The organism is Haloferax mediterranei ATCC 33500, from assembly GCF_000306765.2.
In the GTDB taxonomy this organism is placed as follows: Archaea; Halobacteriota; Halobacteria; order Halobacteriales; family Haloferacaceae; genus Haloferax; species Haloferax mediterranei.
Genome location: NC_017941.2, coordinates 2,857,838 through 2,873,785 on the forward strand (window position 1 = coordinate 2,857,838; position 15,948 = coordinate 2,873,785).

The 15,948-nt window shown below is 62.7% G+C and carries 15 protein-coding genes; 8 read left to right on the forward strand and 7 right to left on the reverse strand.

All coding sequences use genetic code 11. The features are described 5' to 3' along the window. Positions 1–23 precede the first annotated feature (23 nt). A complete protein-coding gene (locus tag HFX_RS14450; protein ID WP_004059028.1) occupies positions 24–755 on the reverse strand; it encodes an Sjogren's syndrome/scleroderma autoantigen 1 family protein in 732 nt (243 codons plus the stop codon). 102 nt (positions 756–857) lie between these two features. On the opposite strand from HFX_RS14450, the gene HFX_RS14455 reads away from it, so the two are divergent. Then, positions 858–1,508 carry an HAD family hydrolase gene (locus tag HFX_RS14455; RefSeq protein WP_004059026.1) on the forward strand — a complete coding sequence of 217 codons (651 nt, stop codon included), beginning with the start codon at positions 858–860 and terminating at the stop codon, positions 1,506–1,508. A gap of 36 nt (positions 1,509–1,544) precedes the next feature. On the opposite strand, the gene HFX_RS14460 is transcribed toward HFX_RS14455, so the two are convergent. Then, positions 1,545–2,111, reverse strand: a complete 567-nt coding sequence (locus tag HFX_RS14460) for a putative phosphothreonine lyase domain-containing protein (RefSeq protein WP_014732581.1) — start codon at positions 2,109–2,111, stop codon at positions 1,545–1,547. Positions 2,112–2,265: 154 nt separating this feature from the next. Next, positions 2,266–4,605: a DEAD/DEAH box helicase gene (locus HFX_RS14465; RefSeq protein WP_004059021.1), complete on the reverse strand. Its 2,340-nt coding sequence runs from the start codon at positions 4,603–4,605 to the stop codon at positions 2,266–2,268. A gap of 601 nt (positions 4,606–5,206) precedes the next feature. Between HFX_RS14465 and lipA the strand changes: the two genes are divergently transcribed. The 5 genes from lipA to lpdA all read left to right on the forward strand — a co-directional run bounded on the left by lipA (position 5,207) and on the right by lpdA (position 11,486). Beyond that, positions 5,207–6,109, forward strand: coding sequence for a lipoyl synthase (gene lipA / locus HFX_RS14470; RefSeq protein ID WP_014732583.1), 903 nt, complete (start codon positions 5,207–5,209; stop codon positions 6,107–6,109). Positions 6,110–6,465: 356 nt separating this feature from the next. Next, complete coding sequence (gene pdhA / locus HFX_RS14475) at positions 6,466–7,572, forward strand: pyruvate dehydrogenase (acetyl-transferring) E1 component subunit alpha (protein WP_004059015.1); 1,107 nt, start codon at positions 6,466–6,468, stop codon at positions 7,570–7,572. Further along, the gene (locus HFX_RS14480) at positions 7,569–8,552 is read left to right on the forward strand and encodes an alpha-ketoacid dehydrogenase subunit beta (RefSeq protein WP_004059013.1); all 984 of its coding nucleotides are present in this window, start codon (positions 7,569–7,571) and stop codon (positions 8,550–8,552) included. Before pdhA ends, HFX_RS14480 begins: the two co-directional genes overlap by 4 nt. A 4-nt stretch (positions 8,553–8,556) precedes the next feature. Beyond that, a complete protein-coding gene (locus HFX_RS14485) occupies positions 8,557–10,059 on the forward strand; it encodes a dihydrolipoamide acetyltransferase family protein (protein ID WP_004059011.1) in 1,503 nt (500 codons plus the stop codon). Next, a complete protein-coding gene (gene lpdA / locus HFX_RS14490) occupies positions 10,059–11,486 on the forward strand; it encodes a dihydrolipoyl dehydrogenase (RefSeq protein WP_004059009.1) in 1,428 nt (475 codons plus the stop codon). The genes HFX_RS14485 and lpdA overlap by 1 nt, the downstream gene beginning before the upstream one ends. 26 nt (positions 11,487–11,512) lie before the next feature. On the opposite strand, the gene HFX_RS14495 is transcribed toward lpdA, so the two are convergent. Together HFX_RS14495 and serB are read right to left on the reverse strand one after the other, a co-directional pair. Further along, on the reverse strand, positions 11,513–11,704 hold the full coding sequence (locus HFX_RS14495) for a hypothetical protein (RefSeq protein WP_004059005.1): 192 nt from the start codon (positions 11,702–11,704) through the stop codon (positions 11,513–11,515). A 51-nt stretch (positions 11,705–11,755) separates the two neighbouring features. Further along, a complete protein-coding gene (gene serB, locus HFX_RS14500) occupies positions 11,756–12,406 on the reverse strand; it encodes a phosphoserine phosphatase SerB (protein WP_004059003.1) in 651 nt (216 codons plus the stop codon). Between the two features lie 104 nt (positions 12,407–12,510). On the opposite strand from serB, the gene HFX_RS14505 reads away from it, so the two are divergent. Further along, positions 12,511–12,948, forward strand: a complete 438-nt coding sequence (locus HFX_RS14505; protein ID WP_004059001.1) for a hypothetical protein — start codon at positions 12,511–12,513, stop codon at positions 12,946–12,948. Between the two features lie 39 nt (positions 12,949–12,987). On the opposite strand, the gene HFX_RS14510 is transcribed toward HFX_RS14505, so the two are convergent. Next, the gene (locus tag HFX_RS14510) at positions 12,988–13,653 is read right to left on the reverse strand and encodes a DUF7504 family protein (protein ID WP_004058999.1); all 666 of its coding nucleotides are present in this window, start codon (positions 13,651–13,653) and stop codon (positions 12,988–12,990) included. A gap of 138 nt (positions 13,654–13,791) precedes the next feature. Here HFX_RS14510 and serA point away from each other — a divergent pair, with 138 nt between their 5' ends. Continuing rightward, positions 13,792–15,369, forward strand: a complete 1,578-nt coding sequence (gene serA, locus HFX_RS14515) for a phosphoglycerate dehydrogenase (RefSeq protein WP_004058997.1) — start codon at positions 13,792–13,794, stop codon at positions 15,367–15,369. Positions 15,370–15,382: 13 nt separating this feature from the next. Here the strand turns inward: serA and HFX_RS14520 are convergent, their stop codons facing one another. Further along, positions 15,383–15,844: a hypothetical protein gene (locus HFX_RS14520; RefSeq protein ID WP_137685653.1), complete on the reverse strand. Its 462-nt coding sequence runs from the start codon at positions 15,842–15,844 to the stop codon at positions 15,383–15,385. Positions 15,845–15,948: the final 104 nt, after the last annotated feature.

The following is a 15,948-nucleotide window of genomic DNA, read 5'->3' on the forward strand; positions in this document are numbered from 1 at the left end:
CGGACGACGCGCTCTCTCCCGAGTCATGCGAACTCACACGTCGAGTCGAGACACCGCCGGCCGCGCTCCGTCTCGAACACCGGCAGGCCGCACTCGCAGTCGTCTACGACCACGCCCGCCGGGACCGAAAAGGCAGTCTCGCATTCAGGATACGCGTCACACCCGGCCAGCAGGCGACCACTTCGCCGAATGATTCGCATCGGCGAGTCGCAGTCGGGACAGGACCATTCCCCGTCGAATCGGTCTTTCACGCGGTCGTCCAGCGGGTCGCACTGACGGTCGATACAGACCTCGAACGTCGCTCCGCGCTCGGTGCGCATGAGGGGCAGGCCGCAGTCGTCGCACGTCTCGTCGAGGACGGTTGCACCGGCGGGGAGTCGGAACTCGGTTCCCGAGTCGAGGCCGACGACGGCCCCGTTTGTCCGGACTAACGGCTCACCGGTTTTGGGGTGCGAACCGACCGGGATGCCGGCCTCGCTCGCAGGGTACTCGGCACGACCGGTCACGTCGTTGGACTCGACGGTGAGAACCTGCTCGCCCGCGTGGGCGACGAGACCGAACGACCCCGGCCCGGATTCGACGGTCAGCGAGTCGGCACGGGTGAGCCACGCGACGGGTTGGTAACCGGATACGTCGTGGACGAGGACGGTTCGGTCGGGCTTGACGACGACGACGACCCGGCCGCGCTGGGTGCGGTCGCGGGAGCCTTCGAAGTGGACGGTACAGTCTCCGGCGAAGACGCGGATAGATTCCATGCGCGGGGATGGTCTCGGGTTCGCGCTTCAACCTTCGCGCGAAGGTTAAACAGGCATGCCGCGGCACGAAGGACTTTGGTCGGTCGCGCCACAGGGCGAGGCATGGACGCGAACGTCGTGCTGTTCGACATGGATGGTGTGTTGGTCGACTCCGAGCAGTACTGGCACGCCTTCGAGGACGACTGGGTGTTCGCCGAGGCCATCGAATCCGGCGACCCCGCCCACGAGGAAATCACGGGCATGAGCTTCCGCGAGATATACGAGTATCTCGACGAGCAGTACGGAGCAACCGTCTCGAAAGACGAGTTCATCGCGGCGTACCACGAGAATGCGGAGGACCTCTACGGCGAGAACGTCGTCCTGATGGACGGCGCAGAAGCACTCTTTTCGGACCTCCGCACGGCGGGCAAGAAGGCCGCCATCGTCTCGTCGGCCCCGCAAGCGTGGATTTCGACGGTCCGCGAACGTTTCGACCTCGGCCCGCTCGACCTCGTGCTCTCCGCCGACGACATCGACAAGCCCGGAAAGCCGGAGCCACACATCTACGAGCACGCCGCCGCGGAACTCGGCGTTGCGGCCGAAGACTGCATCGTGGTCGAAGACTCGGTCAACGGCATCGAGGCGGCCGCCCGGTCGGGAGCGTACACAATCGCCTACCGCGTCGACCACAACGCGGAGTTGGACCTATCGCTAGCGGATGAAATCGTAGACGGGCCGGAGGAGTTGCGGGCGGCGTTGCTCGGTGAAAACTAAACGGGGAGATGCCGACGAAACGGAGTTCCGACGGAGCTATTCGATATATCTAGCGGGTGCCGAAAGCCCGAATTCTGCTGCTGTGCTGGCAACGATACCCTTCGTGGTGTAGATATCTGGTTTGTAGTAGAGTTCGTGGGTGACGCCGTGTTCGTCTCGGAGGTGTTCTCTGACTCGATCAACGTCGTCTCGGTCGAAGTAGTTGGGCGTGTAGACGGTGAGAATGTAGTCGTCGTCCATCGGGAGTTCCTCGTAGCCGTACGCGGTCATCGCCTTCACTGCCCAGATGGTCCCCGCCTCCGCGTCAGCAACGAGTTCGGGCCACAACGCTTCGATTCGTTCTGCCGACCCTGTGACTTGCCACTTACCGATAGTTTTCTGGGCTTCGAGCGCTTCGCAGTCGAGTTCCCGAACAGCCTCGCTGTCCGTCGGTGGTAAGTCAGCGGGTTCGACGTTCTCTGGGCGGATAACATCGTGGTCAGAGAAGTAGCCGTCGCCGCCGATTTTCGGGGAGTCGCTTACGTCTCGACTCCGTAACCAGTACTGCTCTGTTTCGGAAATTTCGAGGGGGGGGGTTGCAACATAACGACAATTGACAGTCATGTGGATTGAACAACAACCCTCGCCATACGCGGAGTGAAAGTGAAGATTGGGCTCTGATTCGAACTGAAACGCTCCCTTGCAGCGGCGTCTTCGAGCGGGAGAATCACAGAAAACGAGAGTGACGTCGGCAGACCGGCAAGAAATGAAGCCGCTGTTATTCCACCCGAACCGTCCGCGACTCCCGAATCGGGAGCAGCGGCAGGTCGGGGAACGTGACTTCCACGACGAACTCCAGTTCGTCGTCCTTCGCGCCGAAGACGCCGACCGGGACGGTCACGTCGTCCGAAAGGTAGCACGTCTTCGCCGACATCTCGACGCCGTTGACGGTGACACGAACCCCGACAGAGCCGCCGCCACCGCTGTTTTTGACGCGAATATCGTGCATGTTACTCTCGCCGCGGGTGACCGAATCGGGGAACTGGCCCCAGTCGAGTTCGGGGGCTGGGAGGTTCTTCGCGCTCTTGACGACGCGTTCGGCGACACCCTGCGAGAGACCCGCGCGAGTCAGTTCTTTTTCGCCAGCGTCGACCACGTCGGCCGGGGACGAGAGACCTCCGGTTGCGAGTTTTCGGGCGCGGCCGGGGCCGATACCGTCGACAGCCGTGAGTGCCGCGGCGTCGCTACTGACGCCGTGTTCGACGCGTGCTTCGACACGCTTTGCGAGATTCGCCGTGCGGGCGTCCGCGAAGGTGTCGAGGAACTCGCGGAGCGCCGAGAGGAGTCGAAGCGCGTTCTGCTTGATGACCCACGCGTCGCTCCGGAGTTCGCTCGGCGTCGAGTTCGCCATGCTTGCGTGGAGGATGGCGAGCACCTTTCGCGGTCCGTCTTCGAGTTCGGTCGAGACGCCGGTCAGGACGGAATCGACGGCGTCGACTTCGGACTGTCGGGCCGAGACCTGCCGGAAGTCGGCCGCGCCGGCGACCGTTTCGAGGATGTCGTCCGCAGAGATTCGGTCGCGGTTGGCGAGCGTGGAGAACCGGGTCGCGGTCCCCAGTCGGAGGTAATATTTCGAAGTGAGTCGGCCGAGCGCCGTCGCGTCGATGGAGAGGTCGTCGTCCATCTCGACGAAGCCGCGGGAGACCAGTCGGTCGAGCACGTCGCGGACGCGCGAGCGGAGGTCTTCGAAGTCGTAGGCGGCCGGGTTCGACTGCGCCCGGCGGTAGTAGAAGGTCGTCTCCAACCACGACATAACGTCGTCGAGGTCGCGGATAGTCCCCATCGCGATTTCGGCGTTGAGGTGCGAATCGAGGTCTTCGGCGAGGCGCGACTCGATTTCCTTGCCCTCGCGGAGCAGGCGGCGGTACTTGTTCTGGTCGGCGTGGTCACAGACGACCCAGCCGTATCCTACGTCGTCGTAGCCGGGACGACCTGCGCGCCCGAGCATCTGGAGGATGTCGAGCGGCGAGATATCGACCTCACCTTCGAGCGGGTCGTGATGTTTCGTGTCGCGGATGACGACACAGCGGGCGGGGAGGTTCACGCCCCACGCGAGCGTGGACGTAGAGAAGAGAAGCTGAATCTTGCCTTCCTTGAACCACTCCTCGACGGCTTCGCGGTCGTCGCGGGCGAGTCCGGCGTGGTGGAAGCCGACGCCGTCGAGGACGCCCTTTCGCAGCGAGTCGTTGCTCAGTTCCTTCGCCTCGTTGTGGAAGTCGTAGTCGCCGCGAGCGCCGATAGGAACGTCACGCTTCGCGAGTTCGTCGCGGGCCTTGGCGGCAGCGCGAACCGCGTCCTGCCGCGAGGAGACGAAGACGAGCGACTGGCCGCCGTCGCGGATATGCGGTTCGGCGAGGTCGAACGCCCGGTAGAGTCGGCGGTACTTGTCGGCGAAGGAGTTCTCGCCGTGGGTGTAGGTTTTGACTCCCGCGTGGAGGTCCACGGGTCGGTAGTCGTCACCGAACTCGAAGGTCGTCTCGTCGGGCGCGTCCAACCACGCCGCCACGTCGTCGATGTTCGGCATGGTCGCCGAGAGCGCGACGATGCGCGGGTCGCAGATGCGTCGCATCCGCGAGACGGTCACTTCGAGGACGCCGCCGCGAGTCTCCGAATCGAGCAGGTGAACCTCGTCGATGACGACGCAGTCCACGTCTTCGATAAAGGAGTAGCGCGCGGAGTCGTGTTTGCGCGTGGCGGAGTCCGTCTTCTCCGGCGTCATGACGAGAATGTCCGCGCGGGCCGCTCGGCGAGGGTTCAGGTCGCGCTCGCCGGTGACGACGTAGACCGAGTAACCGAGTTCTTCGAAGCGTTCCCACTCGGATTCCTTCTCGGTGGTGAGTGCGCGCAGCGGTGCGATAAAGAGCGCCGTCCCTTCGTCGCGGAGCGTCCGGCAGATGGCGAGTTCGGCGAGCGCCGTCTTCCCGCTGGCGGTGGGCGCGGAGGCGACGACGTTGTGGTCGGTTTCGAGGATGGCGGGCAGCGCCTCCCGCTGCATCCGGTTGAACTCCTCGAACCCGAACGCATCGGCGAACTCGGGGACCGCCTCGGCGACTTTCACGAGGCGCACCTCCGGGTGCGTGTCGATATCGGGCGCGAGGCGAAGACGAGCGTCATACACCAAGCCGAGTCGTCCGGGGGGAAAGGCGTTTCTCCATCCGACGCCGTCGCTTTCCGGGCGAAAATTCAAAAGTCGGTTACGGGACAGGTTGGGGCCGAGAGCGGCTAATTAGTGCCTTACGCGGCGATAGCGAGAGCAGCGATGAACGACCAGTCCGTTCCCGCGGTGGCCTCTCGCTTCTTCGATTCGACCTTCGACAGATCGCGGCGGTGTTTCCAGTTCATACTCGGTGGAAATATTTACTCAAATATAAGTTTTTCAGTCTAATGATACATCTAGCACGGTCGTACATGCACGATGGTGGAAAGTTATGATGTATTCGAGTCAAACGTTTTCTTTTCCACACCTATCGTATCCGTTTGAACGGTTTCGAGTGAAGTGTACGAGTGGAGGTAATCGGGGTCGGTTTGGCGATTTCGCGTATCACCGTCGTCAGTGCTGTCACTAATCCGACTGACAACAGGGTAATCCTCACGTTTTTTCCCCGTCGCCTCGAAAGTAACTGACCATGCGCACGCGGCGGAAGCCAGACTGGTTGAAGATGCGACCGCCATCCGGCCGGCGTTTCACCGACATCAAATCCACGCTCCGGGACCGCAACCTCCACACCGTCTGTGAGGAGGCCAACTGTCCGAACCTCGGCGAGTGTTGGAGCGGGCAGGATGGACCGGGTACGGCGACGTTTATGCTCATGGGCGACCGGTGTTCGCGCGGTTGCAACTTCTGTGACGTGACGACGGGCGGGATGGAACCCCTCGACCCCGACGAACCGGCGAACGTCGCCGACGCGGTCGCCGAAATCGGACTCGACTACGTCGTGTTGACCTCCGTAGACCGCGACGACCTCCCCGACCAGGGGGCAGGCCACTTCGCGGAGACGATTCGCGAGATTAAACGCCGCGACCCCGGCATCCTCGTCGAGGTGTTGATTCCCGACTTCCAGGGTGAGCCAGAACACGTTCGGAAGATAATCGACGCCGGTCCCGACGTTATTGCCCACAACATCGAGACGGTCGAACGACTCCAGTGGCCGATTCGTGACCGCCGCGCCGGCTACGAGCAGTCCCTCTCTGTGCTCCAGCAGGTGACAGACGAGTCCGATATCCACACGAAAACCTCGATTATGCTCGGTCTCGGCGAGCACGCTCACGAAGTGTACCAGACCCTCTCGGACCTCCGCGAGGCCGACGTAGACATCGTGACCTTCGGCCAGTACCTCCAGCCGTCGCGGAGCCACCTCGACGTGTTCGAGTACGTCCACCCCGACACCTTCGACACGTGGCGACAGGTCGCCGAAGAGGAACTTGACTTCCTCTACTGTGCGTCCGGTCCGATGGTCCGGTCGTCGTACAAGGCCGGAGAGCTATTCGTCGACGCACTTCTCCGAGAGGGGTCGAGCGTCGAAGAGGCTCGGCAGACAGCGCGTGCAGCCGCCGGGCAGTAGCGGGCGACAGAACTGGGCGACAGAACTGGGCGACAGAACTGGGCGACAAAACCGGGCGACAAAACCGGACGCCACTGGTTCACGAATGACTCGGCTACGATTCCGAGGCGCTCGCTCGTCAACCCCGGATACGTTTTGCAACGTTGTCGATATTTCCGATTATCTCTCGGTGATGTGTGGGTTCACGCTAACGACCATCAGGAAGAATCGTTTAGGAGTGAAAATGTCCAATTTTGTCCCGTGTGAGTTTACATAGCACGGCAGGATGGGAGGTATTCCGAGTCAAAGTAAATTATATACGAAAACAATATAACGGCGGCGGGTGTCGATTTTGCCATGAACAGGAGGGTTCTCCCGTGAGCGTGCTTCAACGTGACCCACAGGACCAGGTACGAGTACTCGACGAGGACGGGGCCGTCGTCGGTGAGGTCCCCGACATCGACGACGAAACACTGGTCGAGATGTACCGAAACATGCGTCTCGCCCGGCACTTCGACACGCGGGCGGTAAGTCTCCAACGGCAGGGACGGATGGGGACGTATCCGCCGCTGTCGGGACAGGAAGGCGCACAGATTGGCAGTGCCATCGCACTCGAAGAAGACGACTGGATGGTTCCGAGTTACCGCGAACACGGTGCCGCGCTGATTCGAGGCCTCCCACTGAAACAGACGCTTCTCTACTGGATGGGCCACGAGAAGGGTAACAAGATGCCGGAGGATGCGAACATTCTCCCACCCGCCGTTCCCATCGCCTCGCAGATTCCCCACGCGACGGGTGCTGCGTGGGCGCTCAAACTCCAGGGTAAAACCGACAAGGGCGTCCTCTGTTACTTCGGTGACGGGGCGACCTCCGAAGGAGACTTCCACGAGGCGCTGAACTTCGCGGGCGTCTTCGACACCCCGAACATTTTCTTCTGTAACAACAACCAGTGGGCGATTTCCGTGCCGCGCGAACGACAGACGGCATCGGAAACCATCGCGCAGAAGGCGACGGCCTACGGCCTCGACGGTATTCAGGTCGACGGCATGGACCCACTTGCGGTCTACTCCGTGACGAAGGCGGCGCTGGACAAAGCGAAGAACCCCGACGAGGGCGAACTTCGGCCGACGCTTATCGAGGCAGTCCAGTACCGCTTCGGCGCACACACCACTGCTGACGACCCGACCGTCTACCGCGACGACGAGGAAGTCGAGCGGTGGAAAGCGAAAGACCCCATCCCGCGACTGGAGACGTTCCTCCGCGAGACTGGACGACTCGACGACGAGAAAATCGACGATATCGAGTCGGATATCGAGGCGACGGTTGCAGACGCTATCGAGGCCGCCGAGTCCGACCCGCGTCCGGACCCGAGCGAGATGTTCGAATACGCGTACGCCGAACAGACACCGGAGATTCGTGCACAGCGCGAGGAGTTCGAAGCACTCCGTGAGAAGGTTGGCGACGAAGGGTTCCTCAGAGAATGAGCGCGCAGAATCTTACTATCGTGCAGGCAGTACGGGACGGTCTCTACACCGAAATGAACCTCGACGATGAGGTGCTCGTCATGGGTGAGGACGTCGGCAAAAACGGCGGCGTCTTCCGCGCAACCGAGGGTCTCTGGGACGAGTTCGGTGACGACCGCGTCATCGACACGCCCCTCGCAGAGTCCGGTATCGTCGGCACGGCCGTCGGCATGGCCGCGATGGGCCTGAAGCCGGTTCCCGAGATTCAGTTCTCCGGCTTCATGTACCCCGGATACGACCAGATTATCAGTCACATGTCGCGGTACCGGACCCGAACCCGCGGGCGCTACACGCTCCCGATGGTGCTTCGCGCACCCTACGGTGGCGGCATCCGCGCGCCGGAGTCGCACTCCGAATCCAAGGAGATGTTCTACGCGCACGAGGCCGGACTGAAGGTCGTCATTCCCTCGACGCCCTACGACACGAAGGGGCTGCTTATCTCCGCGATTCGCGACCCCGACCCGGTCATCTTCATGGAACCCAAACTCATCTACCGCGCATTCCGCGGTGAGGTTCCCGAAGAAGACTACACCGTGCCAATCGGTGAGGCCGCCGTCCGACGCGAAGGGACGGACGTGTCGGTGTTCACCTACGGCGCGATGACGCGACCGACGCTCGAAGCGGTCGAGAACCTCGAAGAGGAGGGCATCGACGCCGAAGTCGTCGACATTCGCACCATCTCGCCGATGGACCGCGAGACCGTCGTCGAGTCGTTCAAGAAGACCGGTCGCGCGGTTGTCGTCCACGAGGCTCCGAAGAACGGCGGTCTCGGTGCCGAGATTACGGCGACGATTCAGGAAGAGGCGCTTCTCTACCAGGAAGCGCCCGTAAAGCGCGTCGCGGGCTACGACGTGCCGTACCCACTGTACGCACTGGAGGACTACTACCTCCCCTCGGTCGCCCGCGTCGAAGAAGGTATTCGTGAGGCGGTGAACTTCTGAAACAATGGCGCTCAAGGAATTCAAACTCCCCGACGTCGGTGAAGGCGTCGCAGAAGGCGAACTCGTAACGTGGCACGTCGCACCGGGCGACGAAGTAACTGAGGACCAGGTACTCGCAGAGGTCGAGACCGACAAGGCACTCGTCGACGTTCCCTCGCCGTTCAACGGGACGGTCAAAGAACTACTCGCAGAAGAGGGCGAAATGGTCCCCGTCGGCAACGTCATCATCACTATTCAGGTCGGTGGCGAAGAAGAGGCCGAAACAGCCGAACCCGAGGCTGAGGCAGAACCCGAAGCACCGGCCGCGGAGGAAAGCGGCGAAGCCGAATCCGGCGGGCGCGTGTTCGCCTCGCCGAGCGTCCGACGCCTCGCCCGGGAACTCGACGTCGACCTCGCGTCCGTCGACGGCAGCGGTCCGAGCGGTCGCGTGACCGAAGGCGACGTTCGTTCGGCCGCCGAGGCGGCCGAGGCTGCCGAGGAAGCGGAGAGTAGCCGTCCGCGCAACGTCGAGATAAACGGAGAGTCCGCGACCGAAAAGCGCGACGAGGGCACTGCGGCAGTAGCAGAGAGCGCTGACCGCCAGCAGACCCTCGCCGCGCCCGCAACCCGTGCACTGGCCGAAGAGAAGAGCGTCGACCTCAACGCCGTTCCCGCGACCGAAATGCGCGACGGCGAGGCGTTCGTCACGCCCGAGGCTGTCAGCGAGTACGCACAGGCCCAGCAACAGGCGCAGGCCGCGGACGCCGAAGCCGTCTCTGCGGAAGCCGAGGCAGGTACTGCGGCGACCGAGACCGCCGAAGCCGGTCCCGCCGCTGGCGAGCGCGTCCCCTACAAGGGCGTCCGCAAAGCTATCGGCAACCAGATGGAGCAGTCGAAGTACACTGCGCCGCACGTCACGCACCACGACGAAGTGGACGTGACCGAACTCGTCGAACTTCGCTCGCAGCTCAAGCCCGTCGCCGAGGAACAGGAGACGAAGCTCACCTACATGCCGTTCGTGATGAAGGCGGTCATCGCGGCGCTGAAGGACTTCCCGTACATGAACTCCCAACTCGACGAGGAGAACGAGGAAATCGTCCTCCGCGACGAGTACAACATCGGTGTCGCCGCCGCGACGGACGCCGGTCTCATGGTCCCGGTCGTCCACGACGCCGACCGCAAGGGCATGCTCCAACTCGCAGACGAGATGAACGAGAAGGTCCAGAAGGCCCGCGACCGCAAGATTTCGCCCGCAGAGATGCGCGGTGGTACCTTCACCATCACCAACATCGGCGGCATCGGCGGCGAGTACGCGACGCCCATCATCAACTACCCAGAAGTGGCGATTCTCGCGCTCGGAGCCATCAAAGACAAGCCACGTGTGGTTGACGGTGAAGTCGTGCCACGAAAGGTTCTCACACTCTCGCTTTCGTTCGACCACCGCATCGTCGACGGCGCACAGGGTGCTCGCTTCACGAACCGTGTGAAGGAACTACTCGAAGACCCCAAGCTGTTGGTGCTCGAATAATGGTCGTCGGAGACATCGCAACCGGAACCGAGGTACTCGTCATCGGTGCGGGTCCGGGCGGCTACGTCGCCGCCATCCGCGCCGCACAGCAGGGACTCGACACGACGCTCGTCGAGAAGGACGCCTACGGGGGCACCTGCCTGAACTACGGCTGTATCCCCTCGAAGGCGCTCATCACGAGCGCCGACCTCGCCCATCAGGCGGGTCACGCCGAAGAGATGGGTATCCACGCCGACCCCGTCGTTGACATGTCGCAACTGCGCGACTGGAAGGACGGCATCGTGGACCAACTCACCGGCGGCGTCGAAAAGCTCTGTAAAGCAAACGGCGTCAACCTCATCGAAGGAACCGCGCGGTTCAAAGACGAGAACGCCGTCCGCATCGCCCACGGCGGTGAGGGACAGGGTTCGGAGACCATCGAGTTCGAACACTGCATCATCGCAACCGGCTCGCGCGTCATCCAGATTCCCGGTTTCGACTTCGCAAACGAGCAGGTCTGGTCCTCTCGTGACGCCCTCGCGGCCGAGACCGTCCCGGACGACCTCGTCGTCGTCGGCGGCGGCTACATCGGGATGGAACTCTCCACGACGTTCGCCAAACTCGGGGCCAACGTGACCGTCGTCGAGATGCTCGACGACATCCTCCCGACCTACGAGTCCGACGTGGCTCGCGTCGTCCGCAAGCGCGCCGAAGTCCTCGGCATCGACATGCATTTCGGCGAAGGTGCGAGCGGTTGGCGCGAGGAAGACGACGGCATCATGGTCACGACCGAGACGGAAGACGGCGAAGAAAACGAGTACTACGCCGACAAGGTGCTCGTCGCCGTCGGACGCTCGCCCGTCACCGACACGATGGAAATCGAAAACGCCGGCGTCGAACCCGACGAACGCGGCTTCATCGAAGTAGACGACTTCCGCCGGACCGAGGTCGACCACATCTACGCCATCGGCGACATCGTCGAAGACACGCCGATGCTCGCCCACGTCGCCTCGCAAGAGGGAATCGTCGCGGCCGAACACATCGCCGGCGAACCGGTCGCCTTCGACAGTCAGGCCGTTCCGGCCGCCGTCTTCACCGACCCCGAAATCGGCACGGTCGGCATGACCGAAGAAGAGGCCGAAGAAGCTGGCTTCACGCCCGCAGTCGGCGAGATGCCGTTCCAAGCCTCCGGCCGCGCCCTCACGACAGGCCACACCGAAGGCTTCGTCCGCATCGTCGCCGACGAGGACTCCGGATTCATCCTCGGCGCGCAAATCGTCGGACCCGAGGCGTCCGAACTCGTCGCCGAACTCGCGCTTGCAATCGAGATGGGCGCGAGACTCGAAGACGTCGCGGCGACCATCCACACGCATCCGACGCTCGCCGAAGCGGTCATGGAGGCCGCAGAAAACGCGCTCGGGCAGGCGATTCACACGCTGAATCGGTAATCGTCAGCAGGAACAGCGTCTTTTCTTTACTCGTTGTCTAACCACCACAGCCCCAGCATCGTCCCCACCACTGCCACGGCAGCGGGAATCGACTGGTCGACACCCATCGTTCCGAAATTAACGAGGACGACACCCTCGAACTGGGCGGCGAGTGCGAGGGCGACAAAGACGAATCCCGCCACCCATAGCTCGGGTGTGTCAACGTCACTAATTGACATAGAACCCGATACGATACGTCTCATGATAAATGTTAGCACCCTACAACTGTGCTATTCCTCGTCGGCGTCGAGGATGTTGTGACCCTCGAAGACCTTCCCGAGGCGGTTCATCGAGGAGACGACGACGTCACAGGCAGGGCGGACCGCATCTTTCGGAACGAACCCGACCGAGAGACCGGCGACTTCGAGCATCGGAAGGTCGTTCGCACCGTCACCGACCGCCACGGTTCGGTCCATCGGTACGTCGTGTTCGGCGGCGTAGTTCTCCAGGGCGGTGTCTTTCGTCCCCTCGATGAGCGACCCCTCTACGTCACCGGTGAGTCGGCCGCCCTTCACGGGCAGGCTGTTCGAGACGATGTCGTCGACCTCGACGCCCTCCTTTTCGAGTGCGCGCTCGACGCCGCGGCGGAAGCCACCGGTAAAGATGGCGACGTGGTGGCCGTAGTCGCGGAGACGCTGGATGAGTTCGGCCGCGCCGGGGCGGAGTTCGACCTGCCCGTAGGCTTCCTCGGCGAGTTCTTCTTCGAGTCCGTCGAGGAGTCGAGCGCGCGAGCGGAGGCTCTCCGCGTAGCTAATCTCGTCGTTCATCGCTCGCTCGGTGATATCGGCCATCTCGTCGGCGGTCCCGTTTTGCTTGCCGAGGAGGACGGTCATTTCTGAGTCCGAAAGCGTGCCGTCGAAGTCGAAGGCGATGATTCGCATACGTGCCCGTCGTTCCCGCGGGGTTTCAAAGCTTCCGCGTCGGCAGTTATCGGCGGTTCGAAACACCGCGTACCTATTTACCGGTCGTCTCCCTGACACCCACTATGGATGAACCTCACGACGCCGAACACGAGACGCTCTCCGAGGTAGAAGCCGACCTAACCGACGACTTCGGCGACGACGGAGACGACCCGCTTCGGCAGTTCGTCCGCGGACTTCGCGAGACCGACGACGCAGACGTGCGAGCGGTCGGCCAGTACGACGGCGAGGAGTACGAACTACTCTACCTGCGTTCGGACCTCGAATCCCGCTTCGACGCCGACGCGCGCGCGAACCGAGTGAAGAACCTCGTGATGAAGGCGCTCGGCGAACCCGTAACCGACCCCGTATTCGAAGATTACGGCGAGTTAAACGCCGTCGTTCGGTGGTTCGATGAGGCAGTTATCGCCATCTACCCAGACGACGAGTGGTCCGGCGTCTTTGCGACGTTCGACCGGACGAGCTCGCCGCTCGTTGACCTCGCGTTGAAGCACCTTCTGTAAGGATAGCGGCGCGATAACGACGAAATCAAACGAATCGACTCACAGCCGAAGCGGCGTCCACGACTGCGGGCCATCATCAAGTCCGCGAACTCGATACTCCGGGTCACCGTCCGTCTCGCGGGTCTCCACGATTCCGTCGAACGGTTGTTTCAAGAGCGCTAGCTCGCGTTCGTCGACGAACCCGGTGTCGAGTGTGAATACGCCCGAAAAGCCAGTCGCTGCGATGCGGCCGGTGATGACATGAAGGAACTGAAACAGTCGTTTCATGTCGGCGTACATCACGAGCGTCGAAAGAACGTGAAGCCCGACTTGGGCCGACTGGCTCGCCTCATAATGCTCCCGCAGAGCCTCAGTCAGGTGAATTCCGATGCCGGTCAGGTCGCCGGGACTGGAGACATACCGGAGGTTGTCGGCGGTGGTCCGCTGGTCGAGCAAGTCCGCGACACTGGTCGTGTCGATAACTTCGAACTGCTCGGGTGACACGCCCGTGAGGTGTTCGAGTTCCTGCGCGATGGTGGGTGCGGGTTTCTTCGTCGTCACGACGACCGTACCGGCGTTCTCGTGCTCCTTCTCGGCGAGCATCGAGAGCATGAGTCGCCGTTTTTTCGTCATCGTCGGCCCCGCGATGAGGACGGACCCAGTATCAGGAAGCGACGGCCCGACAGCCAACTCAGTCGCCGGTGAGTGCTCGGGACGTAAGGTCATTTGTTTACCCTACTACGGAATCGTTCATAATACTAGTGAGACGACAACGATTAAACTGGAACCGTGCTAGACACCCACAATGTCACGAAATCGGCCGTTGTGGCAACTCTTAACCCCCGTGAGTCTGTGCCTATGCGCATGAAGGTACTCGTCACGGACCCGATTGCCGACGCGGGTCTGGACCGGTTACACGAAGCCGGTTACGAGGTAGAGACCGCATACGACGTTGAAGGTGACGCGCTGCTCGAAGCCGTCTCTGACGCAAACGGACTCATCGTCCGTTCCGGAACACAGGTCACCGAAGACGTGTTCGAAGCGGCATCTGACCTCATCATCGTCGGTCGCGCCGGTATCGGTGTCGACAACATCGACATCGAGGCCGCAACCGAGCACGGTGTCATCGTCGCCAACGCGCCCGAAGGGAACGTCCGCGCCGCCGCCGAGCACACGGTCGCCATGGGATTCGCTTCCGCGCGCTCGATTCCACAGGCACACGCCCGCCTGAGAGACGGCGAGTGGGCCAAGTCCGACTACCTCGGCAACGAGGTCAACGGCAAGACCCTCGGCGTCGTCGGTCTCGGCCGCGTCGGCCAAGAGGTCGCAAAGAAGTTCTCCTCGCTCGGGATGGACATCGTCGCGTACGACCCCTACATCGGCGAGGAGCGCGCAGAACAACTCGGTGCGGAACTCGTCGAGTTCGACCAGTGTCTCGCCCGTGCCGACTTCCTGACGGTTCACACGCCGCTGACGCCCGAGACGGAGGGACTCATCTCCACGGACGAACTGGAGACGATGGGCAGCGGTTACCTCGTCAACTGTGCTCGCGGTGGCGTCGTCGACGAGACAGCCCTCGCAGAGGCCGTCGAAGCCGGTGTCATCGACGGTGCCGCAGTCGACGTGTTCGCCGACGAACCCGTCTCGCCCGACAATCCGCTTCTCTCGGTCGACGACGTGGTCGTCACGCCACACCTCGGTGCATCCACCTCGGCGGCACAGGAGAACGTCGCCGTCTCGACGGCCGACCAGGTCGTCGCCGCGTTCCGCGAGGAACCCGTCATGAACGCGCTCAACGCGCCCTCGGTCGACGAGAGCGCCTTCCCGCGTATCCGCCCCTACATCGGCCTCGCCGAAACCGCCGGCAAGATTGCCGGCCAACTCCTCGACGGTCGCCTCGGCGAAATCGAAGTGACCTACAACGGAGATATCGCCGCCGAAGACATCGAACTCGTCACGGCCTCGGCGCTGAAGGGCGTCTTCACGCCGCTCGAATGGCAGGTCAACGCCGTCAACGCGCCGCAGATTGCGAAAGAACGCGGTATCGAAGTCATCGAGTCGAAATCCCGCCAGTCGGAGGACTTCCAGAGCCTCGTGACGGTGACGGTCCGCAACGGCGACGAAGAGATGACCATCTCCGGGACGCTCTTCGCCGGTGACGACCCGCGCATCGTCCGCATCAACGGCTACCGTCTCGACGCCATCCCCCACGGCCAGATGCTCGTCGCCCGCAACTACGACAAACCGGGTGTCATCGGCTTCATCGGGACCGTCCTCGGTGAAAATGATGTCAACATTGCCGGGATGTTCAACGCCCGTCGTGCCAAGGCAGGCGGCGAGGCGCTGACCGTCTACAACCTCGACGACGAGGTGCCCGAGGAGGTCCAAGAAAAACTCCTCAGCGACGACCGAATCATCGACGTGGACGCCATCACGCTCTGAACTGGGCCAGCGTTCAGCGGAGTCCGAGCGACGACGCCACGCTCGACACCGCGCGGCCGACGGCGGCCCGAACAGTGGCTATCGACTGACCTCCGTTTTTTGACGACGACCGGTGGTTCGACCGTCGCTGGCGCTTCGAGCGCCGGTTGTTCGACCGCTGGCCGTTCGGCGACTGACCGCCCCGATTGCGACTCCGGCGACGACTCTCGGCCAAGAGCTGTTCGTATCGGTCGATGATTTCCTGTCGGTCCTCGCCGGCGGCGGCGAGTCGGGCTTTGAGCTGTGCGTTTGCCCGGCGGAGCGCCTCGTTCTCGCGTTGGAGCGCGGCTTGGTCCGGTCCCGGATTGGACCGGGTGCGCTGACGAGGAGACGCAGTCTTTGGGGGCGAACTGTGTCCGGACTCGTTCGGGGGGTATGTTCGCGACCCAGAACCGTCTCGGCTGACGGTCCCGGTCGGCATGCTGCTGAGGGACATCGTGTGCGATTACATGCCACAGAATCAAAAGGGTGTGTCAGACGAACAACTGACGCGCGTCAGCTATCGCCGTCAGTCGTGGGTTAGCGGCGATATGGTCGGTC

Coding starts and splice junctions, on each gene's coding strand:
- HFX_RS14450 (WP_004059028.1), bottom strand. CDS start 755: ATGGAATCTATCCGCGTCTTCGCCGGAGACTGTACCGTCCACTTCGAA.
- HFX_RS14455 (WP_004059026.1), top strand. CDS start 858: ATGGACGCGAACGTCGTGCTGTTCGACATGGATGGTGTGTTGGTCGAC.
- HFX_RS14460 (WP_014732581.1), bottom strand. CDS start 2,111: ATGACTGTCAATTGTCGTTATGTTGCAACCCCCCCCCTCGAAATTTCC.
- lipA (WP_014732583.1), top strand. CDS start 5,207: ATGCGACCGCCATCCGGCCGGCGTTTCACCGACATCAAATCCACGCTC.
- HFX_RS14480 (WP_004059013.1), top strand. CDS start 7,569: ATGAGCGCGCAGAATCTTACTATCGTGCAGGCAGTACGGGACGGTCTC.
- HFX_RS14485 (WP_004059011.1), top strand. CDS start 8,557: ATGGCGCTCAAGGAATTCAAACTCCCCGACGTCGGTGAAGGCGTCGCA.
- lpdA (WP_004059009.1), top strand. CDS start 10,059: ATGGTCGTCGGAGACATCGCAACCGGAACCGAGGTACTCGTCATCGGT.
- HFX_RS14495 (WP_004059005.1), bottom strand. CDS start 11,704: ATGTCAATTAGTGACGTTGACACACCCGAGCTATGGGTGGCGGGATTC.
- serB (WP_004059003.1), bottom strand. CDS start 12,406: ATGCGAATCATCGCCTTCGACTTCGACGGCACGCTTTCGGACTCAGAA.
- HFX_RS14505 (WP_004059001.1), top strand. CDS start 12,511: ATGGATGAACCTCACGACGCCGAACACGAGACGCTCTCCGAGGTAGAA.
- HFX_RS14510 (WP_004058999.1), bottom strand. CDS start 13,653: ATGACCTTACGTCCCGAGCACTCACCGGCGACTGAGTTGGCTGTCGGG.
- serA (WP_004058997.1), top strand. CDS start 13,792: ATGAAGGTACTCGTCACGGACCCGATTGCCGACGCGGGTCTGGACCGG.
- HFX_RS14520 (WP_137685653.1), bottom strand. CDS start 15,844: ATGTCCCTCAGCAGCATGCCGACCGGGACCGTCAGCCGAGACGGTTCT.